We start from the raw sequence: 26,766 nt of genomic DNA, 5'->3' as shown, positions 1-26,766 counted from the left end.
GAAGGGGAGCTTAGAGGAAAATAAAGAATTAAACAATCAAACTTCTGTTCCCCCTTCAGGGGGTTAGGGGGTAAAGAACTATATAAATGGACAAATTAATCTGGCTTATTCCTGTACTACCCTTAGCCGGTTTTGTTATTAACGGACTTGGGCGCAATTCCTTGTCGAAAGGTGTTATCGGTGCTATCGGTAGTTTATTGGTATTAGTGGCATTTGGCTTAAGCGTTGCTGCATTTTTCCAGATCAAACAAACCGGCGAACCAATTAATGTTACCCTATTCGATTGGATAAGCGTTGGCGACTTTAAAATTCCATTTTCTTTCCTGGTAGATCAGCTCAGTTCAATAATGCTGCTCATTGTTACCGGGGTTGGTTTCCTCATTCATTTATATTCTATCGGTTACATGCATGACGATGCCGGTTTTGGTAAGTTTTTCTCCTACCTAAACCTGTTTGTATTCTTTATGCTGCTGCTGGTAATGGGTTCTAACTACGTTATCATGTTTATTGGCTGGGAAGGGGTAGGTTTATGCTCGTACCTTTTAATAGGGTTCTGGTATACCAACCCAAGCTATGCCGATGCTGCCAAAAAGGCCTTTATCATGAACCGTATTGGTGATTTGGGTTTCTTATTAGGTATCTTCCTTATTGTTAACACATTCAACAGTGTTGCTTACGCGGATATCTTCCCTAAAGCGGCAGGTATGAAAGCCGGCGACGCCCCTTTTGTATTGATCACAATATTATTGTTTGTAGGTGCTATTGGTAAATCGGCACAGTTACCATTGTTCACCTGGTTACCAGATGCAATGGCCGGGCCAACACCTGTATCGGCATTAATACACGCTGCTACCATGGTTACAGCAGGTATTTATATGATAGCCCGTTCAAACATCCTGTTTACGATGGCGCCGGATACGATGGAAGTAATTGCCATTGTAGGTTTAGCCACTGCCGCGTTTGCCGCATTAATTGCCCTTACACAAACTGACATTAAAAAGGTGCTGGCATACTCAACCGTATCACAGTTAGGATATATGTTTTTAGGTTTAGGCGTTGGCGCTTATACCGGTGCATTCTTCCATGTGTTAACCCATGCATTCTTTAAAGCGTTATTGTTCCTGGGTGCTGGTTCTGTTATCCACGCCATGGGCGGCGAGCAGGATATGCGCAAAATGGGCGGACTGAAAGGTAAGATCAAAATTACTTTTGTGACCATGCTGGTTGGTACTATAGCCATTGCCGGTATCCCACCATTCTCGGGTTTCTTTTCAAAAGACGAAATTTTGGCCGCGGCCTTTGCACATAGCACAACATTTTATGTAGTGGGTGTTATTACCGCCATGTTAACCTCTTTCTATATGTTCCGGATGATGTACCTCACCTTTTGGGGTAAATTCCGCGGAACGCATGACCAGGAGCACCATTTACATGAGTCGCCTGCAAGCATGACCATCCCTTTAATAATACTGGCTATATTATCTGCCATTGGCGGTATGATAGGCGTACCTGCGGTTATGGGTGGCCATCATGAGCTGGGCGCTTTCCTTGAGCCGGTATTTGCAAGCTCAAAAGCACTATTAGGCGAACATGAGCTAAGCCACAGTACGGAGTGGTTGCTAATGGGCATCTCTGTTGCTGTAGCCATATTCGCTATGATATACGCTTACATGAAATATGTAAGTAAGGCGAGCGTACCGGTATCTGACGAAGAAGAACGCCCGGCATTGTCAAACCTGTCCTACAATAAATTCTATATTGATGAATTGTATGACATGATCATCCGTAAGCCGCTGGACGCTGTATCGGTATTTTTCTATAAAGTAGTTGAGCTAAGTGGTATAGATGGATTTGTGAACGGCTTAGGCAAAGGTTCAATAGAAGCAAGCAAAGGCCTGCGCCTGTTACAAACAGGTAATGTAGGTTTCTACATATTTATAATGGTGATAGGTATTATTGCCGTATTGGTTTACAACTTTTTAAGAATATAAAACGATAGCGTTTTACCCTATAAAATGACGGTTAGTATTTTACTTTTTTTACCGATAGTAGCAGCTCTTTTAGTGCTGTTTTTCAAAAATGAAGTGGCAAAGCATGCCGCATTGTTTTTTGCCGTAGTTGAACTGGCAATCGCTTTTTATTTTTTATCAGGCTTTGTGCCCGATGCATCAACCCAATACACTATTGATACGCCGTGGATCCCAACGATGGGCGTTTATTTTAGCGCTGGTATTGATGGTATAAGTATGGTAATGGTGCTGCTAACCACGGTGCTTGTGCCGCTTATTATTTTAACCACCTACAAGCATGAGTATAAGAATGCCCCGGCGTTCTACGCTTTAATACTATTTATGCAGGCAGGGTTATTAACCGTATTTACCGCGCTGGATGGTTTCTTATTTTATGTGGGCTGGGAAGCTGCCCTGATACCTATCTATTTTATATGTGCATTATGGGGCGGCGAGAACCGTATCCGCATCAATATTAAATTTTTCATTTACACCTTTGCAGGATCGTTATTTATGCTGTTGGGAATTATCTTCCTGTATCTGCAAACGCCCAACAAGGTTTATGATATACACGCCTTTTATGACCTAAGCCTTGATGCCAGCCACCAGTCGTGGGTATTTTGGGCGTTCTTTATAGCGTTTGCAATTAAAATGCCGGTATTCCCTTTCCATACCTGGCAGCCCGATACTTATACCGAAGCACCATCTGCAGGTACCATGATGTTATCAGGTATTATGCTAAAGATGGGGATCTATGGCGTTATCCGCTGGCTGATACCTAACGCGCCGGTTGGCTTTTTACATTGGCAAAATCTGGCTATCATATTATCGGTTATCGGTATTGTTTATGCTTCGCTGATAGCATTTAATCAAAAGGATGGTAAGCGCTTAGTAGCATACTCATCTATAGCACACGTTGGTTTAATATCAGCAGGTATTTTTGCCTGGACAACACAAGGTGTACAAGGCGCCATGATCCAAATGCTTAGCCACGGTATAAACGTGGTAGGTATGTTCTTTATATGGGATATCATCAGCAGGCGTTTAAACACCCGTGATATTAGCCAGATGGGTGGTATATCTAAAGTAGCGCCCAACTTCTCTATCGCGTTTTTAATTATCGTATTAGGTACAGTAGCCTTACCATTAACCAATGGTTTTGTAGGCGAGTTTCTGTTACTGAAAGGTGTGTTCCAGTATAACATCTGGTTTGCAGCAGTTGCAGGTTTAACCATCATATTTGGCGCGGTATATATGCTGCGTATGTATAAGAGTGTAATGCAGGGCGAAACCAACGCGCTAACAGCTGTATTTGCTGATATTGACGGATCAGAGAAATTAGTGCTGGGTATTATCTGCGTGCTGATCATCGCTATCGGTGTTTATCCGCAGCCTATATTGCATATATCAGAGGCGGCGGTTACTAATTTAGTACAAACAGTGAGTGCCAAGTTTGCGGTTGGTAAATTCTAAACTCTAATTTCTAAATCCTAAAAGAAAATAAAAAGGGAAAGAAAATGGAGGCGGAAAGATCAAATGTTAAAAAATACGATTTGGAAGAAAGAACATTTGATTTTGCCAACAACACGAAAGAGTTTTTAAAGAAGATCGATAAATCGATACACAACATCGAATACTACAAACAGTTGATAAGGTCTTCCGGATCAGTTGCGGCAAATTTGATTGAAGCTAATGAAAGTTTTAGCAGAAACGATTATTCACATAGAATAAAGATCTGTAGAAAAGAAGCAAAAGAAAGCCAGTTATGGCTCAGGCTTATAGATGTTACAGAGCAAATGGAAGCTACCCGAAAAGCATTGATACAGGAAGGAACTGAATTGATGAGAATATTTGGAGCTATCCTTGAAAAAATGAAAGTAAATAACCTATAGGTTTTAATACCCATAATTTAGGTTCAGCGTTTAAGTTTTAAGATTTAGGTTTTAGAATTTGGCATTTGGAGTTTAAATTTTAGAGTTTAGGATTTAGGTTTTAGAATTTAATATATGACCACGTTAATAATCATATCTGTTTTACCTATAGTGCTTTTGTACATGGGTTTATACAAAGCTCAAAAGGCATTGTTGCCGGTAACTGTTGTAGGTTTACTGGTTGCTTTGGGTGCAGCTGTTTTACAATGGAACGATAATGCAGTGCCTATTTATCATGGCATGATGCTGTTCAATAATTTTTCTATCGCTTTTTCGGTTATCAGCATAGTTTCAACCATATTAATATTATTGCTTTCTAAAGGATATTTTGAAAAAATAAGCAACCATATTGCCGAGTATTACGCTATTATCTTATTCTCATTGGCAGGCATTATTGTAATGGTATCTTATCACAACCTGGTAATGCTGTTTATCGGAATCGAGATCATGTCGGTAAGCTTGTATATATTGGCAGGTATCCGCAAAAATGACTTCGCATCAAATGAGGCGGCTTTAAAGTACTTCCTGATGGGTGCTTTCTCAACAGGCTTTTTATTGTTTGGTATCACGCTTATCTATGGTGCTTCGGGTTCATTTGATCTGGAAGGCATCCGCGATTATGTAGCTACCCACCCGCATGATATCGACCCCATATTTTACACCGGTATATTACTGATAGTGGTTGGCCTTTGCTTTAAGGTTGGTGCCGCCCCTTTCCACTTCTGGACACCAGACGTATACGAAGGCTCACCATCATTGATCACGCTTTACATGTCAACCGTGGTTAAGGTAGCGGGCTTCGCGGCATTCCTGCGTTTATTCTCTGCAAGCTTTATTTTGATGGCAGATTTTTGGGCGCCGGTATTAATGGTTATTACTATCATCACCCTATTTATAGGCAATATAACAGCACTATACCAGCAAAGCTTTAAGCGTATGCTGGCATTCTCCAGCATATCACATGCGGGCTACCTGTTATTTGCAATAGTTGCAATAGGCGCAGGCTCGGCAAATTCAATATTTGTATATGCTACCGCTTATTCAATTGCTTCAATTGTAGCCTTTGGCGCTTTAATATTGGTGAGGCAACAAACCGGCAGCGATAACTTTGAAGGCTTTAACGGCCTTGCAAAAAGAAACCCGTTCCTGGCATTGGTGCTTACTATCAGCATGCTATCATTAGCCGGTATCCCGCTTACTGCCGGGTTTATTGGTAAGTTCTACATGTTTACTGGTGCGTTGGCTCATTATAAATTCTGGCTGGTAATTATAGCGGTGGTAAATGCTATCATCAGTATATTTTACTACTTCAGGGTTATTATTGCCATGTATTTCCGCAGTGCAGAGCGTGCCGAGGTTGAAGTTCCGCCTTACTACAAATTTGTTTTAGGCTTGTCGGCATTGGCAACAATTCTTATCGGTATCTATCCTTCAATTATATCTGCTCTTATTTAATAACAGGGCCTTAACTGCAAATTGATTTAATATTTGTAGTTTTACGGATATAGTTTTAATGGAAAACTTTTGGGAATACCTTCAAAATTTAACTGATGCGCAAGCCATTTTAAGTACTGGCGGGTTTTACCTGTTGCTTATAGTAGTATTTGCTGAAACAGGCTTATTTTTTGGTTTTTTTTTACCGGGCGATTATTTGTTATTCCTTGCAGGCGTATTAAGCAGCGCCGGTGTTATTGATGTACCTATTCATGTATTAGTGCTTTCATTGATCGCGTCGGGCATTTTAGGCAATTATACCGGCTACTGGTTTGGTTACCGAACGGGGCCCATGCTGTTCAAAAAAAACGATTCTTTTTTCTTTAAAAAGAGATACATAGCAGTAGCAGAAGAGTTTTATGCCAAACATGGAGGCATGGCTTTGATTTTAGGCAGATTTTTCCCTATAGTTAGGACATTTGCCCCTATATTTGCAGGTGTAGTAAGAGTTGACCTTAAAAAGTTTACAATTTATAACATAATAGGCAGTGTTGCCTGGGTAACTACATTAACCTTAGCCGGGTATTTTTTAGGCAGGCAGTTCCCCGAATTGAAAAATAACCTGCAGTATATAATACTGGGGTTAATATTTGTAACTACAATACCGCTTATTGTAACCTATGTAAAAGGACGGTTAAAAAAAACGGATAACGATAAAATAGAAAATATATAATAGAATAAATGAGTACACAACACCCCTGGCACCAAGTCTCTCCGGGAGATAATATTCCTGAAATTGTAAATGCAATCATAGAAATTCCTAAAGGATCAAAGGCTAAATATGAAATAGATAAAGATTCGGGCTTGTTAAAGCTCGATCGTGTCTTATTTTCATCAGTAATGTACCCTGCCAATTATGGCTTTATACCACAAACTTATTGTGATGATAAAGATCCTTTAGATATATTGGTGCTTTGCTCTATTGATGTTTTTCCGATGTCTATCATCGAAGCAAAAATTGTAGGCGTAATGCACATGGTTGATAATGGAGAGCAGGACGATAAGATCATAGCTGTTGCTAAGAACGATATGTCTGTAAACTACATTAATGATTTGAATGAGTTACCGCCGCATGCTATGACAGAGATAGTACGCTTTTTTAAAGATTACAAAAAACTGGAAGGCAAGAATGTAACTATTGAGCATTTGCTGGGCTTACGTTACGCGCACAAGGTAATTAACGAAAGTTTAGAACTATACAAGTCTACTTTCCCTGATCACAAATAAATAATAAATGGACCCCGCGCATTACGAAATTAGTGTATTCTACATATTCCTGACCATATTTTTGGTTCTGCTCAACGGCTTTTTTGTGGCCGCAGAGTTTGCCATGGTAAGAGTAAGAGGCTCGCAAATTGAAATTAAGGCTAAATCCGGCAGCGGAGTAGCTAAAGTAGCACGGGGCATATTACATAACTTAGATGGTTACCTGGCTGCAACACAGCTGGGTATTACTATTGCATCACTTGGTTTAGGTGTTATAGGTGAGGGGGTGGTTACCAATATTGTGCTAAGAGCATTTTTGGCAGTTGGTATTGAGCTTACTCCCGGCTTTATCACAGCAAGCCATGTTTTATCATTCATAGCTATTACCGTATTACATATTGTATTTGGCGAATTGGCCCCCAAGTCATTGGCTATACAAAAATCGGTACGTACAACGCTGGCGGTTTCTCTGCCATTGCGCTTTTTCTTTGTAGTGTTTCGGCCGTTTATCTGGCTGTTAAACGGTTTCGCTAATTTTATTCTGAGACTTTTAGGCATCAGTACTTTAGAAGGCGGCGAAATGCACCATAGTTCTGAAGAATTGCAATATTTATTGGAACAGGGTAAAGAGACCGGCGCGCTTGATTCAAATGAACATGAGCTGATACAGAATGTGTTTGATTTTAACGAGCGTGTGGTTAAGAATATTATGGTGCCCCGCACCAAAATATCGGGCATTGAGGTAGATACCCCTAAAGAGGAGTTGTTGGAAATCCTGATAACCGAAGGATATTCCCGCATGCCGGTGTATGATGATGTGATAGATAAGATCATTGGTATTGTACATGCTAAGGATATTTTACCCTTGCTGGCACGGAATGAAGAGATTGTTCTGAAAAATATTATCCGCAAGCCATATTTTATTCCCGAAACCAAAAAGATCAATGATCTGATGGCCGAGCTGCAGCAAAAGCGTATCCAGATAGCTATTGTATCTGACGAGTTTGGCGGTACTGCCGGTATGGTTACCCTTGAAGATATTGTTGAAGAACTGGTAGGCGAGATACAGGATGAGTTTGACGAGGAAAAGCCTATTGTTGAAAAGATAAGTGAACGCGAATTTGTAGTGAACGCCCTGGCGCCTATCTATGATGTGAACGAGCATTTGCCGCACGACCTGCCCGAGGATGGCGATTTTGATACCGTATCAGGCTGGTTGGGCCATATCTTTGGTAAAATACCTGATGTAGGCGAGCAAAAAGAATCAAACGGGTACAACATCACCGTACTAAAAAAATCTGATCAGAATATTGAATCTGTAAAGCTGGAGTTGCTTATTAACGAAGAAGACGCTGTAGATTTACATTAAACAAGGAGTACACTTAGTAGCTTTTGGCTTTGAGCCTTCAGCTTTTTAGCTTAAGTCTATGCAGCTTTTTTATACACCGGATATCAACCCATCGTTACCCCAATACTTTTTAAGTGAAGAAGAAAGTAAGCATGCAGTGCGCGTGTTGAGGCTGGTAGCTGGCGATGAGGTTACCCTGATAGATGGCAAAGGCGGCTTATACGAGGCCGAAATAAAAGACGCCCACCCCAAGCGTACCATATTGCAGATCAATTCGGTTACTACTGAATTTAATAAGCGTAACCATTACCTGCACATTGCCATAGCACCCACAAAAAATTTAGATAGAGTGGAGTGGTTCCTGGAAAAGGCCACAGAGATAGGCATCGATGAAATATCATTGATCATCTGCCAGCGATCTGAGCGGAAGGAGGCCAAGGTTGAAAGGCTGGATAAGATCATTACATCTGCAATTAAGCAATCTATTAAAGCATATCACCCGGTATTGAATCCTGCCATTAACTTTAACCAGTTTTTAAAGCAGCCGTTTAACGGGCAAAAGTTTATAGCCCACTGTGCCGATGGCGAAAAAGTAAGCCTGGCACAATCAATTGAAAAGAACGGGCGTTATTTAATACTAATAGGCCCTGAAGGCGACTTTACCCCTGCCGAAGTTGATAGCGCTTTGCAAAACGGATATAAAGCCATAACTTTAGGTGAAAGCCGACTGCGTACAGAAACAGCCGCTTTGGAAGCCTGTTTCGAGGCCAACTTTTTAAACCGTTAAATGAAAAGATCCGTTTTTATTGTTACAGCCTTTGCTTTGCTGTTATGCATCAGCAGTTTTACAGCGCCATCATACAAAATGGGCCGGCTAAAATACAATGGGGGCGGCGATTGGTACGGCGACCGCACGGCATTGGTCAATCTTATTAAATTTTGCAACGTTAATTTAAAAACCAACTTTCAGCCGGAAGAAGAGGTGGTAGAAGCTGGCAGTGATGAACTTTTTAACTACCCCTTTGTGTTTATGACCGGGCATGGCAATGTTATTTTTAGCGACCAGGAAGCAAGTAACCTGCGTAAGTACCTTACAGGCGGTGGCTTTTTGCATATTGACGATAACTACGGCTTTGATAAGTTTATTCGCCCGCAAATGAAAAAAGTTTTCCCGGAGCTTGACTTTGTGGAGCTGCCACCCAATTATGCCATTTATCATCAAAAATATAATTTCCCAACAGGGCTCCCTAAAATACACGAGCATGATGGCAAGCGCCCGCAAGGGTTCGGCCTGATATATAAAGGCCGGTTAGTGTGTTTTTATACCTATGAGTGCGATCTGGGCAACGGATGGGAAGACTATGGCACCTACGCCGGCGATAGTCAGGAAGCCCGGTTAAAAGCGCTAAGAATGGGTGCTAATATGATCCAATATATATTCACTAAATAAGAATGGCATTCAATAGTGAATAAATTCTGCTAATTCTTAAATTCGGTAAATTTTGCCCAGACAATGTTATGTATAAAATAAAGGTTAACAATAAGCACGATTTTGAAGTTGACAGGCAAGCCGGCGTGCTGCAGGTTAATGATAATGTGATAAATGCCGATATAAAGCAGTTGAATGATCTGCTATACCATGTGATAAACGAAAACAGATCATACAACGCCGAAGTAGTGAGCTTTAACCGTGATGCGAAAACCGCGGAGATAAAAGTGAATAATACTATATATACCCTTGCTGCTAAAGATCAGTATGATGTTTTGCTTGATAAACTTGGGCTAAGCAGCCTGTTGGCCGCTAAGGTAAGCGAGATTAAAGCACCAATGCCGGGGATGGTGTTAAAAGTTTTAGTTGAAGAAGGTGCCGAAATTAAAAAAGGAGATAACCTTTTTGTACTGGAAGCAATGAAAATGGAGAACATTATTAAATCGCCTGCCGATGTAATTGTAAAAACCATTAAAATTAAACCGGGAGATAAGGTAGAAAAGGGGCAGATACTTATCCAGTTTTAATACAAGATTTCTCTCTATTTCAATTCTCCCAATTTCATTAACGCGTAAAACAGTCCGGTACAGTGCAATGCCTGGGGTATTTTATTATCGGCCAGGAGTTGCTTTACCTCTTCAATAGTGTATTCTTCTACCACCAGGCTCTCGTGTTCATCCAGTTTTTGTTCCTGTACTTTTTTACCGCCTTTAGCCAGGTAGCAAAAGGTTTTATTATTTGCGGTGGAGGGGTTGGCATAAACAATACTTAAAAGTTCCACCTCATTAAACTGGTAACCGGTCTCTTCCAGTAGTTCGCGGCGCATACCTGCTTCGGGTTCTTCGCCATCTTCAATAACACCGCCGGGTATTTCCAGTGATACAATCCCGGCCGCATGCCTATACTGCCTAACCATAACTATTTTATTATCCTCAGTTAAGGCAACCGCGTTAGCCCAATTTGGGTATTCTAATACGTAGTATTGGTCTACAATGGTGCCATCAGGCATTTCGCATTTATCACTCCGTAATGTGGCCCAGGGGCCTTTATGTATGTATTCTGATGAACAGGTTTTCCAGTTAAGATCGCTCATAGTTAGTATTAAAGAAACTGTAAATAGCGTTTCTTTTGTTTAAGTTTTCAAAAGATTCAAAATGATGCTGTGTTTCCAACAGATCAAAAATGATCATTACTTTTTTCAGGATGGCAGCCGTGTCTTCATTTGCTTCAAAAGGTTCGGCAAACATATACAACATCTGGCTTAGGGCATTCAACTTATCAGCACTATGGTCGGCTTTTTTTAACGCATCAGCAAATTCATCGTCCGACAGATTTAGTAGTTCCTCAAGTTCAATGCTGTATTCATCCTGTAAAGTACTGTTAAAATATTGCAGGTAATCCTCTTCTCTGCCTTCAACTTTAAGGCCCATAAGCTTTGCCAAAATTAAAGCAAGCTTACGGGCCTCGTTAAGTATATAATCGTGCTGCTGCATGTGTAGCTTAATTAAAGGTTATTTTTCTTGAATTACCAGCTGCCTGATGAACCGCCGCCGCCGCTACTACCGCCGCCAAAGCCACCCCAGCCACCGCCTCCTCCGCCGCCACCAGAGAAACCTCCCCAGTCGTTGCCGCCGCTGCTTCTGCCGCCACCGCCAAGCATGCTGCCTGCCAGTAACCACCAAAAAGGATTTGCGCTGCCACGGCTGCCAATAATTTGCTTACCGCCACCACCGCCGCCACCACGGTTGCGGAATACCATGATAAGTACAACTACAACAATAATTACAATAAAACCTATAGGGCTGCCATCTTTACGGTTGCCCCTGTTTGTAGCCTTTTTGCCTGTAGATTTGTATTCGCCTTTGGTATATTTTATAATATTATCAGTGGCTGCGTCTAATCCGCCGTAATAATCATTCTCCCTAAAGCGGGGCTTCATATCATTTTGGATAATTTGTTGCGTAACAATATCCGGCAAAGCGCCTTCAAGGCCGTAACCGGTTTGTACAGACATTTTACGATCAGCAAGGGCAACAAGTATCAATACACCGTTATTCTTATCTTTTTGGCCTATGCCCCATTTGCGGATAAGGCCGTTACCATACTCAATAATGTCATATTCACCAACTGATTGGATGATCACAACGGCTATTTGGTTGGAAGTAGAATCTTCAAAAGCTTTAATTTTAGCATCAAGCTTTTGTTTATCGGCCGCTGTTAAGGTATTGGTAAAGTCGGCTACCGGGCTATTGGTAGGCCTTTCGGGATATTCCTGTGAAAACGCCTGGGCAAAGCATAGCAATAAGCCAAGGCATAGTATGAGTTTTTTAAACATTTTAGTTTTTATTGGCCATCCATAAAGGCAATATCATCAGACAATTCGTTCTTGTCATCAAGCAGGTACGGGAAATATTTTTTTAGCTGCTCGCCGGCATGTTCTACACCGGTTACAATGCCATCAACTAAATTGCCATGTTTTAAGTGGTTTAGCATGTCATCTTTGGTTTTATCCCAAAAATCAACCGGAACTACCTTGTTTATACCGGCATCGCCTATAATGGCAAACTTACGATCAACGGTGGCTACATAAATAAGCACACCGTTACGCAGTTTGGTTTTGTGCATTTCCAGCTGGGTAAAATACCTTACAGCACGGTCAAGCGCTTCATCGCTGCAGGTTTTTTCAATACAAACCCGTATCTCTCCTGAGGTGTTTTTCTCGGCCTCGGCCACCGCCTTTTGTATGCGCTGTTGCTCTTCTTCGGTAAATACTGCCATCTGTTTAATTGGTGAATTGACGATTAGTGATTTAGTGATTAAGGTTAGGAATGAATTAATGATTTATGAAAGGCGATTAGTAACAATCACTAATTCGCTGATTCACTAAATCATTAATTCTTGCATTCACTAACTCATAATTCACTAATTAAAACGCAACTTTTGGCGCTTTGTCAGAACCTGCTTCAGATTGGAAATAACCTTTTTCGGTAAAGCCGAACATTTTGGCCGTAATATTAGCCGGGAATGAACGGATCTTGCTGTTATAATCCTGCACGGCAATGTTAAAATCACGACGCGCTACTGATATGCGGTTCTCTGTGCCTTCTAATTGCACCTGTAACCCTCTAAAGGCATCATTAGCCCTTAAGGTTGGGTAGTTCTCTGAAGCTACCAGTAACCTGCCCAAAGCAGTACTTAACTGGCCTTGTGCTTCCTGGTACTTTTGAATGGTTTCAGGAGTAAGCTTTGTAGGGTCAACCTGTATAGATGTTGCTTTGGCGCGGGCCTCGGTAACTTCTGTTAATGTACCTTTCTCAAAGTTAGCTTCGCCCTTTACGGTTGATACTAAGTTAGGGATAAGATCACTGCGGCGTTGGTACTGGGTTTGCACTTCGCCCCATTTGCCTTTAATGTTTTCATCGCCCTTAACCATGCTATTATAACTGCATGAGCTTAATGACATTGCTGCCACTACAACTAATATTGCTGAGAATAATTTTTTCATTGTTTTTTGTTCTTATTTATGGTGATGTTGATTTCTTAATTAGATACAAAACTCATACCGATGTTACAATCTGTAACAATTGCGCCATATTGGCAATAATTGGTGTATGTAAATGTAATTAAATACTGCTAACCATGTATATGATTTTATATTTGCTCCCGTTAAATTTGATTACTGATCTATTACTATTGCCCATATAATGAAAAAACTATTAGCTATAGCATTAACCTGTACCGGCTTATATGCCTCGGCCCAAAATACGCCTCATGAAAAATTAGTGCAATACGTAAAGCCTATTATAGGCACACAACGTATGGGCCATACTTACCCCGGCGCAACTGTTCCGTTTGGTATGGTGCAGTTAAGCCCCGAAACAGATACAGCCGGTTATGAACTAAACGGAAAATACAACCCCAAAGTTTATGAATACTGCGCCGGTTACCAATATGAAGATAAAACGATAGTAGGCTTTAGTCATACCCACTTTAGCGGTACGGGCCACTCAGACCTGGGCGATTTTTTGATTATGCCAACAGTGGGGCAATTGAAACTTAACCCCGGTACGGCAGATAAACCCGGCAGCGGCTATCGCTCGGGCTTTTCGCACGCTAATGAAGTAAGCGCGGCCAACTACTACAAGGTAAAACTTGACGAAAGCAATATTACTGCCGAAATGACCACAAGTACCCGTGTTGGTTTTCATCAGTATACTTTTCCAAAATCAGATCAGTCGCATATTATACTTGACCTGATGGCTGGGATTTATAATTATCCCGACAAAACAGTTTGGACCTATGTAAAGGTACTGAATGATAGTACACTGGTAGGTTACCGCCAAACTAATGGCTGGGCACGTACCCGTAACCTGTATTTTGCAATGGCATTTTCAAAGCCATTTATTCACCATGGATTTAAAAAGTATGATAAACGCCAAACGTATGGCGGTTTTTGGGGTAAGTTCAATCAAACAAAAGATTTTCCTGAAATAGCCGGCAAACAGATTCGTGCTTACTTTGATTTTAAAACCAACGAAGGAGAGAAGATCAAGATAAAATTTGCCCTATCCGGCGTAAGCATGGATGGTGCAATGGCTAACATGCAGGCCGAAGTACCGGGATGGGATTTTGATAAAGTGAAAAATGATGGCCAGCAGCAATGGGAAACCGAGCTGGAAAAGATAACCGTAACCGGCAGTACCGAAAGGAAACAGGATTTTTATACGGCAATGTATCATACCATGATCAACCCAACTGTTTATATGGATGTTGACGGGCAGTATAAAGGCCTTGACCAAAACATACACAAGGCAGAAGGCTTTACCAATTACACCACCTTCTCTTTGTGGGATACCTACCGTGGCCTGCACCCGCTGTTTAACATTATACAGCCGCAGCGCAATGCGGATATGATCAAATCAATGCTGGTACATTTTGACCAAAGCCCGGAGAAGATGTTGCCGGTATGGAGCAATTCGGCTAACGAGAACTGGTGCATGAGCGGTTATCACAGTGTATCTGTTTTGGCAGATGCTGTTGTAAAAGGAAATGCGCCGTTTGATGCCAACAAAGCGCTGGATGCTGCCGTAATCACAGCGCGCCACCGCAGTTATGAAGGTATTGGCGAATACATTGACAAAGGTTATGTGCCCGATGAAAAAACCGGGGTATCGGTATCAAATACTTTAGAGTATGCTTATGACGATTGGGCTATAGCGCAAATGGCTAAAAAACTGGGTAAAACAGATATTTACAATGAATTTATTAAACGCAGCGAAAATTATAAAAACGTTTACGACCCTAAGTCGGGCTTCATGAGGCCGAAAAAGGCAGACGGTACTTTCCGCGCTAAGTTTGACCCGCTAAGCACTATCAATGAGGGTTTTATTGAAGGAAACTCATGGAACTATACCTTGTTTGCCCCGCAAGATCCTGAAGGTTTAATTAAATTGATGGGTGGTGATAAACGCTTTGTAGGTTACCTTGATTCGTTATTTACAATGAACCTGCCGGATAAATACTTTGCAGAGACTGAAGATATTACCCGCGACGGTATTATTGGCAACTACGTGCATGGTAACGAGCCATCGCACCACGTGGCTTACCTATACAACTGGACTGACAAGCCCTGGAAAACACAGGAACGTATCCGGATGATATTGCCCCGTATGTATAAACCAACACCTGATGGGTTAGGCGGTAATGACGATACCGGCCAAATGAGTGCCTGGTATATTTTTAGCTCATTAGGTTTTTACCCAATGGCGCCCGGTTCACCGGAGTATGCAATTGGCAGCCCGGCTATTAACAGCGCAGTGGTGCAGGTTGGCAATGGCAAAACCTTTAACATCATCGTTAAAAACCAAAGCGAAAAGAATGTTTATGTGCAAAAAATAACCCTGAACGGCAAACTATTAGCAGGCCTGTCCATTAATCACGCTGATATTATGAACGGCGGTGAAATGGTGTTCTATATGAGCAATAAACACAAGTAATATAAAATAGTGAATAGAGAGTGGTTGATTGGTTTTAGGAAGCTGATCAACCATTTTTTGTTTAGTAGGATGGCGAAGAGAAAAGCAATAATGAATACCGAATTTTTGGATTTCGAATATTGAAGAGGTGTTATTCTGACAATCCCGGTTCAGACAATTTTTCCGGCTGACCTGGTGGATTGCGCAATTAAAATTGCAATCCACATTTCTTTTTATCTCCCTCTCCTTTGGAGAGGGCCGGGGTGAGGCTATTATCCTGCCAGGCAGTGGCGTTCTCTTACAGCTAAACTCATCAGCTTCTCTTTTAACATGGTACGTGCACGGTACAAGGTAGTGCGCGATAATAATTCAGATATGCCCAGGCTGTTTCCTATCTCGAAGTGTGAGTAACCTTCAATAGCGTACATATTAAAAACGGAGCGGTAAGTTGTAGGTAATTCCTGTACCATGCTCATTATATCCTGTGCTTCTAATCCATTGCCGTTGTAGCTGCTGCTTATGTGTATGTTGCTTTCGGCAAAATCATCAACCAAAACCATTGTTTTAGCTTTGCGGTAACGCGATATTGCACTGTGTACCATAATGCGGCGGATCCAGCCTTCCAGGTTGCCTTCGCCACGGTAGTTGTGCATGTTTTTAAACATTTTTATAAAACCTTCTTGTAGTATGTCTTGTGCTTCGTCTTTATCTTTAGCATAACGCATGCAAACAGCAAGCATTTTTGGTGCTAATAATTTGTACAACATTTCCTGTTGTTTCCTGTCGTTTTTTAAACATCCTTCCCAAAGGCTACTTAATCTGTTGTCGGTGTTCGGTGTCATGGTAATCTTTTGTATTATAAGCACCTATGCCAAACTGCTGCCATATTTTTAATGCATTGATAATCAGGTGGATAAAATTTAACTAATTTTTTAGGCGTCCGTTATCGTACAGTTACCGTACGGTAGAGAACGCTTCTTGTTTATAAAGGGTTGTTTTACCACAAAGTGCACTAAGACTTTCACAGCGGATATCCACAAATTTTAAATCTTAATTAACTCTTCACTCAGTGTTCTCTGTGCTTCTTTTCTTAGTGCCCTCTGTGGTTACATTCATAATCTTCAACTGCAAATTGAAAAAACTATCTTTGCACCATCCGGGATAAAAACCCGGCATTGCAACATGACAAAAGAAGTAGAAATTGTTTGCCCGCCAGGGCAGCAGGAAGATGAAGCCGTATTAACAAGCCTTGCTTCGGCAGCAGCAAATATTCCCGCCAATAAAATTAATGGCATAAAAATACTTAAACGCTCTATTGACGCGCGTGGCCGTAAGGTGCTTTACCGAATGCAAGTACGGGTTTATGTTGATGAACCATACCAGCCCGAAATATTTAATCACCAGTACCAAAGCGTAAAGGATGCCAAAAGAGTAATTATTGTAGGAGCCGGGCCTGCCGGAATTTTTGCCGCTTTACAATGTATAGAACAAGGCCTTAAACCCGTAATACTGGAGCGCGGTAAAGATGTTAAGCAGCGCCGCCGCGATCTGGCAAATATTAATAAACAAGGCCTTGTAAACCCTGAATCGAACTATTGCTTTGGTGAAGGCGGAGCGGGAACATATTCAGATGGTAAGCTTTACACGCGGTCAACCAAGCGCGGTGATGTGAACGGTGTGCTGAAAACCTTTGTTGCCCACGGCGCTACCGAAGATATTTTGGTAGATGCCCGCCCGCATATTGGCACTAATAAGCTGCCGCAGATAATTACCGCCATGCGCGAAAATATTTTAAATGCAGGCGGCGAAGTTTTATTTGATACCAAAGTGACAGCCCTGCTGGTTGAATTTGGAAAGATAAAAGGCGTACAACTGGCTAATGGCGAAAAGCTTTTGGCAGATGCCGTGATATTGGCAACCGGCCACTCGGCACATGATATTTTCAGGATGCTGCATAGTCAAAATATACTGATAGAAGCCAAACCTTTTGCCCTGGGCGTACGAATTGAGCATCCGCAGGAAATTATTGACCGTGCCCAGTACCATTGCGAATACCGTGGGCCCGATTTGCCGCCATCATACTACAATTTGGTTGAGCAGGTGGATGATAGAGGTGTGTTCTCGTTCTGCATGTGCCCGGGTGGTATAATAGCCCCCTGTGCCACCGCTGCTGATGAAATAGTAGTGAATGGCTGGAGCCCGTCGAAACGGAATAACCCGTTTGCCAACTCTGGCACGGTGGTACAAATAAATATGGAAGATGTGAAGGGTGATATGAACGACCCTTTCAGGATGCTGGAATTTCAGCAGCAGGCGGAGCACCTGGCTTTTAAAGCAGGCGGCGGTAACCTGGTTGCCCCGGCCCAGCGCATGGTTGATTTTGTTGAGGGCCGCGTGTCTGCCAATCTGCCTGTAAACTCATACCTGCCGGGCTGTAAAAGCGTAGATTTGAAGGAAGTATTACCAGATTGGATCCATGCCCGCCTGCGGAAGGCCCTGCCTGCTTTTGGGCGCAAAATGAAGGGATATTATACCAATGAAGCAATTTTGGTAGGGGTAGAGTCGCGCACATCATCACCCATTAAAGTACCACGTGACAGGGAAACTTTTCAGCACCCGCAGGTTGCCGGTTTGTTTCCATGTGGTGAAGGTGCCGGTTATGCCGGAGGGATTATTTCCGCTGCTATTGATGGGGTTAACTGTGCTGATGGGGTGGTTAGGTATTTGGGTGTTTAATAAAAACGCTCCCGCTTTTACATTACTCCCCGACTTATTCTTAGAATTCTGACGAAGTTCTCTAAACCCGATTGCAGCGGATACCGGCCTCCTGAGCCTAAAGCCTGTGGCGTATGAGCGGAAAGCGGGACTGTCGAACCTATGAAACATCCGGCGCTGTTTTTCACATAAAACTAACTCATCTGCTGGTTGTTATGCCTTTATGAAAACCATCCCCCAAAAACTCCAGGCCTCACTGCATAGCGTCCTGGCGCATGACCCATGGTACGGGCCTGCCACTTATGATATTATTGATAATATATCTTTTGAGGCGGCATATGAGAAACCGCCAGACTCTGTACATAACATCGCGGGGATTTTGCTGCACATGCTGGGCTGGACACAGGAGGTATCGGCCCGTATGGGAGGGCAAAAAGCCGGCGACCCTGCCGGTGGAGACTGGCCTAATCCAGGCGCTCCCGACGAACATAAATGGAAGCAATTGGTTGCCGATTTTAAATTGGCCAATGTTAACCTTGACCGGATTATTGCCGATTTTCCTAATGATAACTGGAACGCGCCAACTAATGACGAGCGCCAGCGGGAACTGGGTACCGGCGTGAGCTATGAAGCTATAATTGAAGGCCTGATACAGCACCACATATACCACAGCGGACAAATTGCCCTGCTAAACCGGATTGTGGGCGGCCTCACCTAAATCCTCTCCAAAGGAGAGGACTTTAAGAAGCTATACTGATCGTTAAACCCTCTCCCTTGGAGAGGGTAGGGGGAGGCTCCTAATACGCCAGTTCTTCGCAGGTAAAGCCAGCTATTGCCAGCATGTGGTTAATGGTTTGCGGCTCAATGCCGGTGCTTACTATACGCAGTACGTGATCGCAATCTTCCAGGTCAAAATTGTATTGTTTTATATCTGACAGGGACGAAAGCAGGTAGTTTACCCGGCTTGCCTCCTGCACATTGGCAACGCTTGTTTTAAATATCAGCACATCCATAGGGTTGTTGTTTATTGTGATGTTTTTTGGAAAGTCATGCTGAATTTATTTCAGCACCTCTCAAGCTAAGTGGTAAGCACGCTTGCGGACTACAAGTCCTTTGTGAGATGCCAAGATAAATTCTAACATAACAATATCCTTATCTATAATCCTTACTCTTTAGTGTCTTTCTGTGTTATAGGCTCGTCTTGCCAGGCTGTTTTCCAGTCGGGGTCGCGTTTGCCCCAACCGCAGCGGTTTTGCCACTGTTCTTTAAACCGGGCACGATCCTCAGGCGACATATTTTTAAACTTCTCCTCCATCATGCGTTTACGGCGCATCCATGGCGGGCCGCCACCGTTACCCTTGCCACCAAAGCCAAACAAAATTTTGCTTAGTATAAATATCCCCATGGCCTGCCAAAAAGTAATAGTGCCTACATGCAGGATATCTGGCAGTAAGTTGTTCCACAATTGCATCACCACAAAGCTTACCAGCGCCAGTATGGCCGCTATACCAAAGGGGATGAAGAAGAACCGATTTTCATAAAATATCTTTTTCATTGTCTTTATTTCTAATTTTTTCTAATATTCTGTAATTTCTTTATACAATTGTTTTAACCGTTTGCGCAGGTGCAGCACCGCATACCGTTTGCGCGATACCAGGGTGTTCACGTTTTCGCCGGTTAGCTTGGCTATTTCCTCAAAAGGCTTATCCTCCAGTTCCTGCCATATAAATACCTGGCGTTGTGTTTCGGGCAGCTCATCAAGCGCTATAAAAAGCTGTTCCCAAAATAGGTTGCGCAGGTATTCGGTCTCAGGCGTGGTAGTTTCGGTGAGCAGGATGGCCCTAAAGTCCGGTGCTTCATCGTCATCCTCATCAACAGGCAGCATATCATCCAGCAGGGTTTCGGTACGCTTTTTATGCTTATCAACAATCCTGTTTTTGGCTACCCGGTATAGCCATGCACTGGTTTGTTCAATTGGCCCTGCGTTAACCACGTTGCTAAACTGGTACCAAACATCCTGCAGAATGTCTTCGGCATCGGCATCGCTTTTAACCCGCTTGCGAATAAACCCCAACAGGCTTTTACCATACGACGCAATTGTTTGTATGATATGGCTGTCTTTATCCTGGGGCATTATTACGGTTGTCAACTTTATAAGTGTTTAAATATAAAGACGACTGAGGTTAAGAAACATTTTAAATTATTTTTTATTTGTGAGGACTCACCCGATCATTGCTTCGCACGACCACCCTCTCTTCGCCTTTGGCGGAAAGAGGGTAAGGGAATATGTACCCCCTCTTTGCATAGCAGAGAGTGGGCAGGGGTGAGTTAAATAGTGCCCTGTACGTCAGCTGTAAGTAAAAGTACCTCCCATTGGAGGGTAATTGGGGTGGGTCTACAAACCAAATTATTACCTTGCACGTTATATTACCATTATGGCCGATAAGAAAACACTCATACTGGGCGCCACACCCGATGCAAGCCGATACGCTTACCTTGCCGCTAACCGCCTTGCGGGTCGCGGACATACCATTGTTAACGTGGGCATTAAAACCGGTGAAGTTGCAGGTGTACCTATTGAAAAGCCCGAAACCATACATACCGATATTGATACGATTACCCTGTACGTTGGCCCGCTTAACCAGCCGCCTTTGTATGATTATATTATAAATACCAAGCCCAAACGTATTATTTTTAACCCCGGTACCGAAAACGAGGAACTGCGCCGCATGGCCCAAAAGAATGGTATTGAAACCGACTATGCCTGTACCCTGGTGCTGCTATCAATAGGTACGTATTAGGAACAAGAATAGGTAACCTGTTCCGGTAGTGTTCCGCTAAAAGCGGAACACTACCGGAACAAAAGCGGAACAGCCGTTGTAAATACCTGTTATTCAGTTTGGTATAAAACACTCAAGCGGTCTGGTTTTATTTGGCGTTTCTTTTGCTTACCTCTAAATATCACTAATTATCTCTGAATTCTTGCTTGTTTTTTCTGGTTTTGAGAAGCGATTACAAAGAAACGGGTTTTTACGTTTTTTGGTGACGTATGATTGAAACAAACCGGAATTGTATAAGTTAATTTAGCATGGCAGATGTACACTCCAAAGAAACCCGCAGCTACAATATGTCGCGGATTAAAAGTAAGGATACCAAGCCCGAACTTTTGGTGCGTAAGTTTCTGCACAAAAATGGTTTCCGCTACCGGTTGCATGTAAAAGATATGCCCGGCAAGCCCGACATTGTATTACCCAAATACAAAACAGTTATTTTTATACATGGATGTTTTTGGCATGGTCATGAGGGGTGTAAAAAGGCGACGTTGCCAGAAACGAGGAAGGAGTGGTGGACTGATAAGATAAGAAGGAATATCACCAATGATATAAACGCAGAAGCCGCTTTAAAAGCGGCTAACTGGAATATTATTACAATTTGGCAATGCCAATTAAAAACAAAGTGGCAAAATCAATTACTTTCTGATTTATTACCCAAGTAAGAATCTAAATGATTTTTAATATTTGACGATTGTATATAACTAAATTTGGGGGGCAGAGCATTACCAATGAGTAAAGCTAAAGCTTGTTTTGGAATGTTAAGCGGAAACTTATAGTCTTTTGGGAATGATTGTAAAAGAGCTGCCTCACGAGGTGAAATTACTCGGTTTTCTTCGGGATGTAAAAATCTGCCCTTTGATGGGTTTAAACAACCGCCTGTAATAGTTGTTGAATAGTCGTCCCATCTTAAACGGCCATATACGTCATTAAACCCAACGTTGTCTTTTTGATGACATTTTAGCTTAAAACTTGCAGGTAAATCTTTCGAACTCCCTCCATTTTTAGGTGTAAGTTTAATCCTTTCTAAAATGGCATCTGTATGTTTGGCTGTAATTGTGTGTATTAGGTCCTTAGTATCTTGAATTGATTCTAGGTTTCCTATCACTTCCCTTACGGTTACTTTTTCATTATTACCCCTTGCTATTTTGATCGGGCCTAATAAAGATCCCACCATAACTAAACGCCTTCTTCTTTGTGGTACACCATAATCCTTGACATTAACAACATCAAAATCTATATGATAACCAATTTCCCTTAGCTCAGAAACCAATTGTTCAAATAATGTATATTCTTTCAGAGCTGGAACATTTTCCATCATAATTGTATATGGTAAATGTTCTTTTACTAGCCTTAAATATTCGAGCACCAAATCGTTTCTATGATCTTCGACACTCCCTCTATTTAATCTTCTTATTGAGCTAAACCCCTGGCAAGGCGGACAGCCGGCCAAAAGGTGTAAACGTTCACCATTAAGAATAGTTGATATTTCTTCTTTTGATATTGCTCTAATGTCCTTTTGCAACACTGTTGCATTTGCATGGTTTAGTTTATATCCAATAACTGCTTCTTCAACTATCTCAATAGCAAGTTTTGTTTCAAAACCAGCTTGATGCATCCCTTCAGTTAGGCCGCCGACTCCGGAAAATAAATCTATCGAATTGTATTTAATCATTGGTGTATACCTTTCATTCTTGGGTCGTCCGGTGCTTTTAATTTTAGCATAGCAAAAAACTCCTCATAACGGCCTTTAACTCTTTGCAATAAAGTTTTCCATTGCACTGCTTCAATAATATTTTGGTTGTTTTGTATTATTCTTGATAAAGAACCATCTTTTGCAAAATCATCTGCTATTAGCAACCCGGAGACAGTTTTTTTTCTATATTTCTCAGTTGAGCCTGACTCTATCGCATCTTCAATTCTTGTTACATACCGCATTAATCTGTTTACATGATCATAATCAGCTGGTATGCCTGGTCTCATTAATTCTAATACTTTTATTTCATAGTCATTATTTAATAGAAGTAAATCAAAACGTCGACCATCTTTATTATCTTCTCTTTTAAATTCGATATTGGTTTCATTTAATATCTCTTCTATCCATTTATCTAAACCATGCTCATGTTCTATGTCAGCTTCTTTTAAATGCTCATATTGATGACCTAACAACCAAGGATATTGCTTGACAAATGATTGCATATCAAGTCTTCCTTTACCGGATTTCTCAGGTAATCGATCGTCAATATGTTTTTGAAACTGAATAATAATCTCAATTTTACCTAAAACAACTTCTGCTGTAGAAACGGCACTTATTATATCCCATTCTTTAATTGCTTCAGTTAACTCAGGCAAAGCATCTTCACTTGCTGAATTGATTTTTTGTATAACTTTTTTAACACTTTCTCTTTCAAAGCCCGACACCATTGAGTTAGCTATAACTTTAAAATCTTCTTCGGTTATACGCTCAATGCCAGCCACTTTTTCAAGCGCGGATGTAATGTCCTTTTTTTCTTGTAAGGAAGAAAGTCTATCTATTCGCAGATGTAACTCTCCTAACTTATGTTGAAACCTATCAATATTTTGCTGTGTATGTTTTCTTTTCCAATCTGCACAAAGCCCTTTAATTTTAACCTGCCCCCATTCTTCAAAGATAGGAGCTTTATCAAATTGCCAATTAACAGTTTGTCTATCTGTAGCTATGTAATCAGTTTGATCATCAAGTAAATCAGCCTTTATTTGGCCAGTTAAATATTCTAACGCAACTTGACCATTAATACCGCCAGAAAGATTAAAAAAGAACGGGGTGAATTGTGCAACTCTGTCTCTTGCAAATATTGAAATACCTCTTAATTCGGAATCAGTAATAGTGTTTTTTAAAAAACCGAACCAATATTTAATTTGGCCAAAGCCAGGGATTGTTTCCTCTTGCCAACCGTCGCCCTCTGGATATCGATACTCTAATAGTAATCCTTCTTTTGTTATAGGGACATTGTTCACAACAATTTCCATTTGCTCGGACCCTAATGCAAATCTTCTTGCCATACTTGTCCGGAAATTGTCTATATTAAAATTTCTTGAAAGTTTTAAGCCTTTAAATGTCACTATAACACCACTTGGTAGGTCTGAAGATTCATCTCTATCAACAGCAATTACACTTTCAGCGGCTGAATGAATCTTTCTGAGTTCATCGTGATTCAGGGTAAACTCAACAAGATGCCCATCTTTTATTGAGGTCAAAACAATATTATCAGCAATACCGAAACCAGCGAGTTTACCTATACCTTTCCGTCCCATAACGGGCCGGCCTCCATTTGTACGCTCACCTCTTACTCTTCTTTCATAGCCAATATGTAAATAGTACTTATTTAGCTCATCAAAGGTCATACCTATTCCGTAATCCCTAACAATTATCTCTGCACCAGCCTCACTTACATCAATAGGAATTGTAATATCTACTTTATTAGCATCAGCATCCCATGCATTTGCAACTAATTCAGCAACAGATGCAACCGCACCTCCATACATTTGTTGCCCAAGTAAATCAATTAATCTACCTGCAAATCTTATTTTAAGAAGTCTTTCTGATGACATATAAATGATAAAATCATTACAATTATAAGCAATTTTAAAGTACTTAAATACTTACCGAGTTGATGTTATATTATATAGGGTTATATTTTTTACGTTACATTTATATTTATGAAAGAAGGCCAGAGTTTATGGACTAAAGAAGAGCTTAATTTAGCCATTAACTTATACAGCAAAATAACTTTTGGTCAGATGCACCAGCGTAATTCGGCAATTATTGATTTAGCTAATTTAATAGGCCGGACACCCGGGTCAATTGCTTACAAGTTGGTAAACTTTGCCAGTCTTGACCCACGCTTAAACCAAAAAGGAATGGTGAATGCCAGTAAATTAGATAAAGACGTTTGGCAAGAATACATGCAAAATTGGGACGATGTATTTATTGAGGGTGAAAAACTGTTGGCAAAGAAGAAGGACACGACTATCGAAAAGTTATATGATATAGACTTAGATCAGTACAGACAAATAGAAGGCCGCGATGCAGAGAGAAAGGTTAAAGTAAGGTTAGATCAATCTATTTTTAGAGGCGTAGTACTTACCAATTTTAATAATCAATGCTGTATCACCGGCATTAATATAGTTGAATTAATTGTAGCCAGTCACATTGCCCCATGGAGCCAAGACGGTCATAATCGTTTAAATCCACAAAACGGTTTAGCCTTAAATGCGTTACATGATAGAGCTTTTGATAAGCATTTAATTACGGTAACAGAAGAGTTAAAAATAAAAATTTCATCTAAATTCTATCAGCATAAACATATTGAAAGCATCAAACATAATTTTATTGAGTATGACGGTAAAGAAATTATTACACCTAAAAAATTCTTCCCGAATGTTGAGTTTTTAAAGAGGCATAACGAAAAGTTTATACCTTAAACTTCACTTATATCCGATTGACATACTTTTCGCATTAAGCTAATTTAGCCTCATGCCGGACATCAAATTTTCCTACCTCTACCGAGATGGTGCCAACTATAAAAATCACAGTTTCGTTATTTTCGCCAACCCAACAAATGCTGATTTATTTGAATTAGAAACTCTCATCCACTCAAAGCTTATTAATGACACTTGGTTCTACGTTAATCAATGGGAATTACCCGACTTGCATTTCGGGACATGGGATAATGAAATAGATCATACATGGCATGAGTTCGAAAGTGTTGAACACTCAGAAGAGACTGCTAATTCGCAATTTTTATTATTGGAGTTTATAGAGGTTATTGCAGGAGTTAAATTTTGATATCTCAACTTTATTCCCGGTCATGACTATCCCCCTCCTCAAATAAACCAAACCCTTTCTTCCCTTTTACGTTACTAAGGTTAATTTCTTATTTTAGCCTTCTATGAATAGCCGTTACCTCTTCCTCCTTCTTTTATCTGCTGCAATTTTTACCTCCTGCTCTAAAAAATTAACGGGACCGTATGCTTTAACCAATAAGGTTTACACCCATCAAACCGATAGTTTGGTTGCTGTGCTTAAGCATGAAGGGCCTGCCATACTGCTTGATAGTTTAGGAAAGAATATTCCGGCCGACTGGGTGGGTACGGTAAACTTTAATTTACGGAAGCCCAATTATGTAATAATCCACTATACCGCGCAAGATTCGGTTGGGCAAACGCTACGCACTTTCACTACGGTAAAACCGCAGGTGAGCGCCCATTACGTTATTGGTAAGGATGGCAAGGTGACTCACATGCTGAACGATTACCTGCGCGCCTGGCATGCGGGCATCAGCAAATGGGGCAGCATCAGCGATATGAATAGCCTCTCCATTGGTATTGAGCTGGATAATAAGGGTAACGAACCTTTTGCAGCCGCACAGATAAAAAGCCTGCTGATATTACTGGCACAGCTTAAACGGTCTTATAACATCCCTGCTACAAACTTTATTGGTCACGGTGATATAGCGCCGCCCCGCAAGCCTGATCCGGGTACGTACTTCCCGTGGATGCTGCTGGCTCAAAAAGGTTTCGGCTATTGGCCGGATCCTATTTTAGTTCCTGCGCCGCCAGAGTTTGACAGTACCACCGCGTTACGATTAATCGGGTACGATACAAGCAACCTCCCGGCAGCCATAACCGCCTTTAAACGCCACTTTATACAAACAGACGATACCCCGGAATTAACCCCCTGCGATTTGGATGTGCTGTATAATGTTTACAGGAAATATTAAACCCCC

The 26,766-nt window shown here is 41.4% G+C and carries 29 protein-coding genes; 18 read left to right on the top strand and 11 right to left on the bottom strand.

The genetic code is table 11. The features are described from left to right. Window positions 1–86 precede the first annotated feature (86 nt). From nuoL to WC743_RS18720, 10 genes are all read left to right on the top strand, one after another. Window positions 87–1,991 (top strand): NADH-quinone oxidoreductase subunit L, encoded by a 1,905-nt coding sequence (gene nuoL / locus WC743_RS18765; protein WP_373014425.1) that lies wholly within the window; start codon window positions 87–89, stop codon window positions 1,989–1,991. A 24-nt stretch (window positions 1,992–2,015) separates the two neighbouring features. Next, window positions 2,016–3,482, top strand: a complete 1,467-nt coding sequence (locus WC743_RS18760) for a NuoM family protein (RefSeq protein WP_373014423.1) — start codon at window positions 2,016–2,018, stop codon at window positions 3,480–3,482. A 44-nt stretch (window positions 3,483–3,526) separates the two neighbouring features. After that, window positions 3,527–3,901: a four helix bundle protein gene (locus WC743_RS18755; protein WP_373014421.1), complete on the top strand. Its 375-nt coding sequence runs from the start codon at window positions 3,527–3,529 to the stop codon at window positions 3,899–3,901. Window positions 3,902–4,015: 114 nt separating this feature from the next. Then, window positions 4,016–5,395 (top strand): NADH-quinone oxidoreductase subunit N, encoded by a 1,380-nt coding sequence (locus WC743_RS18750; protein WP_373014419.1) that lies wholly within the window; start codon window positions 4,016–4,018, stop codon window positions 5,393–5,395. Between the two features lie 58 nt (window positions 5,396–5,453). Then, the gene (locus WC743_RS18745) at window positions 5,454–6,107 is read left to right on the top strand and encodes a DedA family protein (protein ID WP_373014417.1); all 654 of its coding nucleotides are present in this window, start codon (window positions 5,454–5,456) and stop codon (window positions 6,105–6,107) included. An 8-nt stretch (window positions 6,108–6,115) separates the two neighbouring features. Beyond that, a complete protein-coding gene (locus WC743_RS18740; RefSeq protein ID WP_373014415.1) occupies window positions 6,116–6,661 on the top strand; it encodes an inorganic diphosphatase in 546 nt (181 codons plus the stop codon). A 7-nt stretch (window positions 6,662–6,668) separates the two neighbouring features. Further along, window positions 6,669–8,009 (top strand): hemolysin family protein, encoded by a 1,341-nt coding sequence (locus WC743_RS18735; RefSeq protein WP_373014413.1) that lies wholly within the window; start codon window positions 6,669–6,671, stop codon window positions 8,007–8,009. A 58-nt stretch (window positions 8,010–8,067) separates the two neighbouring features. Then, entirely contained in the window at window positions 8,068–8,775 is a 708-nt protein-coding gene (locus tag WC743_RS18730; protein ID WP_373014411.1) for a 16S rRNA (uracil(1498)-N(3))-methyltransferase, read from the top strand. Then, complete coding sequence (locus WC743_RS18725) at window positions 8,776–9,438, top strand: DUF4159 domain-containing protein (RefSeq protein WP_373014410.1); 663 nt, start codon at window positions 8,776–8,778, stop codon at window positions 9,436–9,438. 68 nt (window positions 9,439–9,506) lie between these two features. After that, window positions 9,507–10,004 (top strand): acetyl-CoA carboxylase biotin carboxyl carrier protein subunit, encoded by a 498-nt coding sequence (locus tag WC743_RS18720; protein WP_373014408.1) that lies wholly within the window; start codon window positions 9,507–9,509, stop codon window positions 10,002–10,004. 14 nt (window positions 10,005–10,018) lie between these two features. Here the strand turns inward: WC743_RS18720 and WC743_RS18715 are convergent, their stop codons facing one another. From WC743_RS18715 to WC743_RS18695, 5 genes are all read right to left on the bottom strand, one after another. Beyond that, on the bottom strand, window positions 10,019–10,570 hold the full coding sequence (locus WC743_RS18715; RefSeq protein WP_373014406.1) for an NUDIX hydrolase: 552 nt from the start codon (window positions 10,568–10,570) through the stop codon (window positions 10,019–10,021). Further along, window positions 10,557–10,970 carry a hypothetical protein gene (locus WC743_RS18710; RefSeq protein WP_373014404.1) on the bottom strand — a complete coding sequence of 138 codons (414 nt, stop codon included), beginning with the start codon at window positions 10,968–10,970 and terminating at the stop codon, window positions 10,557–10,559. The genes WC743_RS18715 and WC743_RS18710 overlap by 14 nt, the downstream gene beginning before the upstream one ends. Window positions 10,971–11,002: 32 nt before the next feature. Next, complete coding sequence (locus WC743_RS18705; RefSeq protein ID WP_373014402.1) at window positions 11,003–11,812, bottom strand: YgcG family protein; 810 nt, start codon at window positions 11,810–11,812, stop codon at window positions 11,003–11,005. Between the two features lie 8 nt (window positions 11,813–11,820). Beyond that, window positions 11,821–12,255 carry a TPM domain-containing protein gene (locus WC743_RS18700; RefSeq protein WP_373014401.1) on the bottom strand — a complete coding sequence of 145 codons (435 nt, stop codon included), beginning with the start codon at window positions 12,253–12,255 and terminating at the stop codon, window positions 11,821–11,823. 148 nt (window positions 12,256–12,403) lie between these two features. Then, complete coding sequence (locus tag WC743_RS18695) at window positions 12,404–12,982, bottom strand: LemA family protein (RefSeq protein ID WP_373014399.1); 579 nt, start codon at window positions 12,980–12,982, stop codon at window positions 12,404–12,406. Window positions 12,983–13,181: 199 nt separating this feature from the next. Here WC743_RS18695 and WC743_RS18690 point away from each other — a divergent pair, with 199 nt between their 5' ends. Then, window positions 13,182–15,473 (top strand): GH92 family glycosyl hydrolase, encoded by a 2,292-nt coding sequence (locus WC743_RS18690; RefSeq protein WP_373014397.1) that lies wholly within the window; start codon window positions 13,182–13,184, stop codon window positions 15,471–15,473. Window positions 15,474–15,724: 251 nt separating this feature from the next. On the opposite strand, the gene WC743_RS18685 is transcribed toward WC743_RS18690, so the two are convergent. Beyond that, complete coding sequence (locus tag WC743_RS18685) at window positions 15,725–16,294, bottom strand: RNA polymerase sigma factor (protein ID WP_373014395.1); 570 nt, start codon at window positions 16,292–16,294, stop codon at window positions 15,725–15,727. A 340-nt stretch (window positions 16,295–16,634) separates the two neighbouring features. Between WC743_RS18685 and WC743_RS18680 the strand changes: the two genes are divergently transcribed. Then, a complete protein-coding gene (locus tag WC743_RS18680) occupies window positions 16,635–18,188 on the top strand; it encodes an NAD(P)/FAD-dependent oxidoreductase (RefSeq protein WP_373014393.1) in 1,554 nt (517 codons plus the stop codon). Between the two features lie 202 nt (window positions 18,189–18,390). After that, window positions 18,391–18,885 (top strand): DinB family protein, encoded by a 495-nt coding sequence (locus WC743_RS18675; protein ID WP_373014391.1) that lies wholly within the window; start codon window positions 18,391–18,393, stop codon window positions 18,883–18,885. Window positions 18,886–18,964: 79 nt separating this feature from the next. Here WC743_RS18675 and WC743_RS18670 read toward each other — a convergent pair whose 3' ends face one another. The 3 genes from WC743_RS18670 to WC743_RS18660 all read right to left on the bottom strand — a co-directional run bounded on the left by WC743_RS18670 (window position 18,965) and on the right by WC743_RS18660 (window position 20,316). Continuing rightward, the gene (locus WC743_RS18670; RefSeq protein WP_373014390.1) at window positions 18,965–19,180 is read right to left on the bottom strand and encodes a hypothetical protein; all 216 of its coding nucleotides are present in this window, start codon (window positions 19,178–19,180) and stop codon (window positions 18,965–18,967) included. A gap of 152 nt (window positions 19,181–19,332) precedes the next feature. Then, window positions 19,333–19,722, bottom strand: coding sequence for a hypothetical protein (locus WC743_RS18665; RefSeq protein ID WP_373014388.1), 390 nt, complete (start codon window positions 19,720–19,722; stop codon window positions 19,333–19,335). A gap of 21 nt (window positions 19,723–19,743) precedes the next feature. After that, window positions 19,744–20,316 carry an RNA polymerase sigma factor gene (locus WC743_RS18660; protein ID WP_373014386.1) on the bottom strand — a complete coding sequence of 191 codons (573 nt, stop codon included), beginning with the start codon at window positions 20,314–20,316 and terminating at the stop codon, window positions 19,744–19,746. A 286-nt stretch (window positions 20,317–20,602) separates the two neighbouring features. Between WC743_RS18660 and WC743_RS18655 the strand changes: the two genes are divergently transcribed. Next, window positions 20,603–20,968, top strand: coding sequence for a CoA-binding protein (locus tag WC743_RS18655; RefSeq protein WP_373014384.1), 366 nt, complete (start codon window positions 20,603–20,605; stop codon window positions 20,966–20,968). Between the two features lie 287 nt (window positions 20,969–21,255). Then, window positions 21,256–21,663, top strand: a complete 408-nt coding sequence (locus tag WC743_RS18650) for a very short patch repair endonuclease (protein ID WP_373014382.1) — start codon at window positions 21,256–21,258, stop codon at window positions 21,661–21,663. Here WC743_RS18650 and WC743_RS18645 read toward each other — a convergent pair. Next, window positions 21,633–22,673, bottom strand: coding sequence for a DNA cytosine methyltransferase (locus tag WC743_RS18645; RefSeq protein ID WP_373014380.1), 1,041 nt, complete (start codon window positions 22,671–22,673; stop codon window positions 21,633–21,635). The two genes, WC743_RS18650 and WC743_RS18645, sit on opposite strands and share 31 nt — an antisense overlap. Then, on the bottom strand, window positions 22,670–24,589 hold the full coding sequence (locus WC743_RS18640) for an ATP-binding protein (RefSeq protein WP_373014378.1): 1,920 nt from the start codon (window positions 24,587–24,589) through the stop codon (window positions 22,670–22,672). Before WC743_RS18640 ends, WC743_RS18645 begins: the two co-directional genes overlap by 4 nt. 108 nt (window positions 24,590–24,697) lie before the next feature. Between WC743_RS18640 and WC743_RS18635 the strand changes: the two genes are divergently transcribed. From WC743_RS18635 to WC743_RS18625, 3 genes are all read left to right on the top strand, one after another. Continuing rightward, window positions 24,698–25,462 (top strand): HNH endonuclease, encoded by a 765-nt coding sequence (locus WC743_RS18635; protein WP_373014376.1) that lies wholly within the window; start codon window positions 24,698–24,700, stop codon window positions 25,460–25,462. Between the two features lie 52 nt (window positions 25,463–25,514). Continuing rightward, complete coding sequence (locus WC743_RS18630; RefSeq protein WP_373014374.1) at window positions 25,515–25,826, top strand: hypothetical protein; 312 nt, start codon at window positions 25,515–25,517, stop codon at window positions 25,824–25,826. A 103-nt stretch (window positions 25,827–25,929) separates the two neighbouring features. Next, a complete protein-coding gene (locus WC743_RS18625; RefSeq protein ID WP_373014372.1) occupies window positions 25,930–26,760 on the top strand; it encodes an N-acetylmuramoyl-L-alanine amidase in 831 nt (276 codons plus the stop codon). Window positions 26,761–26,766: the final 6 nt, after the last annotated feature.

Origin of the sequence: Mucilaginibacter sp. (assembly GCF_041660805.1) — a bacterium.
Taxonomy (GTDB): domain Bacteria; phylum Bacteroidota; class Bacteroidia; order Sphingobacteriales; family Sphingobacteriaceae; genus Mucilaginibacter.
Note: the sequence above shows the minus strand (reverse complement) of the source record. Positions and strands in the feature narration are given on the sequence as shown.

Coding starts and splice junctions, on each gene's coding strand:
- nuoL (WP_373014425.1), top strand. CDS start 87: ATGGACAAATTAATCTGGCTTATTCCTGTACTACCCTTAGCCGGTTTT.
- WC743_RS18760 (WP_373014423.1), top strand. CDS start 2,016: ATGACGGTTAGTATTTTACTTTTTTTACCGATAGTAGCAGCTCTTTTA.
- WC743_RS18755 (WP_373014421.1), top strand. CDS start 3,527: ATGGAGGCGGAAAGATCAAATGTTAAAAAATACGATTTGGAAGAAAGA.
- WC743_RS18750 (WP_373014419.1), top strand. CDS start 4,016: ATGACCACGTTAATAATCATATCTGTTTTACCTATAGTGCTTTTGTAC.
- WC743_RS18745 (WP_373014417.1), top strand. CDS start 5,454: ATGGAAAACTTTTGGGAATACCTTCAAAATTTAACTGATGCGCAAGCC.
- WC743_RS18740 (WP_373014415.1), top strand. CDS start 6,116: ATGAGTACACAACACCCCTGGCACCAAGTCTCTCCGGGAGATAATATT.
- WC743_RS18735 (WP_373014413.1), top strand. CDS start 6,669: ATGGACCCCGCGCATTACGAAATTAGTGTATTCTACATATTCCTGACC.
- WC743_RS18730 (WP_373014411.1), top strand. CDS start 8,068: ATGCAGCTTTTTTATACACCGGATATCAACCCATCGTTACCCCAATAC.
- WC743_RS18725 (WP_373014410.1), top strand. CDS start 8,776: ATGAAAAGATCCGTTTTTATTGTTACAGCCTTTGCTTTGCTGTTATGC.
- WC743_RS18720 (WP_373014408.1), top strand. CDS start 9,507: ATGTATAAAATAAAGGTTAACAATAAGCACGATTTTGAAGTTGACAGG.
- WC743_RS18715 (WP_373014406.1), bottom strand. CDS start 10,570: ATGAGCGATCTTAACTGGAAAACCTGTTCATCAGAATACATACATAAA.
- WC743_RS18710 (WP_373014404.1), bottom strand. CDS start 10,970: ATGCAGCAGCACGATTATATACTTAACGAGGCCCGTAAGCTTGCTTTA.
- WC743_RS18705 (WP_373014402.1), bottom strand. CDS start 11,812: ATGTTTAAAAAACTCATACTATGCCTTGGCTTATTGCTATGCTTTGCC.
- WC743_RS18700 (WP_373014401.1), bottom strand. CDS start 12,255: ATGGCAGTATTTACCGAAGAAGAGCAACAGCGCATACAAAAGGCGGTG.
- WC743_RS18695 (WP_373014399.1), bottom strand. CDS start 12,982: ATGAAAAAATTATTCTCAGCAATATTAGTTGTAGTGGCAGCAATGTCA.
- WC743_RS18690 (WP_373014397.1), top strand. CDS start 13,182: ATGAAAAAACTATTAGCTATAGCATTAACCTGTACCGGCTTATATGCC.
- WC743_RS18685 (WP_373014395.1), bottom strand. CDS start 16,294: ATGACACCGAACACCGACAACAGATTAAGTAGCCTTTGGGAAGGATGT.
- WC743_RS18680 (WP_373014393.1), top strand. CDS start 16,635: ATGACAAAAGAAGTAGAAATTGTTTGCCCGCCAGGGCAGCAGGAAGAT.
- WC743_RS18675 (WP_373014391.1), top strand. CDS start 18,391: ATGAAAACCATCCCCCAAAAACTCCAGGCCTCACTGCATAGCGTCCTG.
- WC743_RS18670 (WP_373014390.1), bottom strand. CDS start 19,180: ATGGATGTGCTGATATTTAAAACAAGCGTTGCCAATGTGCAGGAGGCA.
- WC743_RS18665 (WP_373014388.1), bottom strand. CDS start 19,722: ATGAAAAAGATATTTTATGAAAATCGGTTCTTCTTCATCCCCTTTGGT.
- WC743_RS18655 (WP_373014384.1), top strand. CDS start 20,603: ATGGCCGATAAGAAAACACTCATACTGGGCGCCACACCCGATGCAAGC.
- WC743_RS18650 (WP_373014382.1), top strand. CDS start 21,256: ATGGCAGATGTACACTCCAAAGAAACCCGCAGCTACAATATGTCGCGG.
- WC743_RS18645 (WP_373014380.1), bottom strand. CDS start 22,673: ATGATTAAATACAATTCGATAGATTTATTTTCCGGAGTCGGCGGCCTA.
- WC743_RS18640 (WP_373014378.1), bottom strand. CDS start 24,589: ATGTCATCAGAAAGACTTCTTAAAATAAGATTTGCAGGTAGATTAATT.
- WC743_RS18635 (WP_373014376.1), top strand. CDS start 24,698: ATGAAAGAAGGCCAGAGTTTATGGACTAAAGAAGAGCTTAATTTAGCC.
- WC743_RS18630 (WP_373014374.1), top strand. CDS start 25,515: ATGCCGGACATCAAATTTTCCTACCTCTACCGAGATGGTGCCAACTAT.
- WC743_RS18625 (WP_373014372.1), top strand. CDS start 25,930: ATGAATAGCCGTTACCTCTTCCTCCTTCTTTTATCTGCTGCAATTTTT.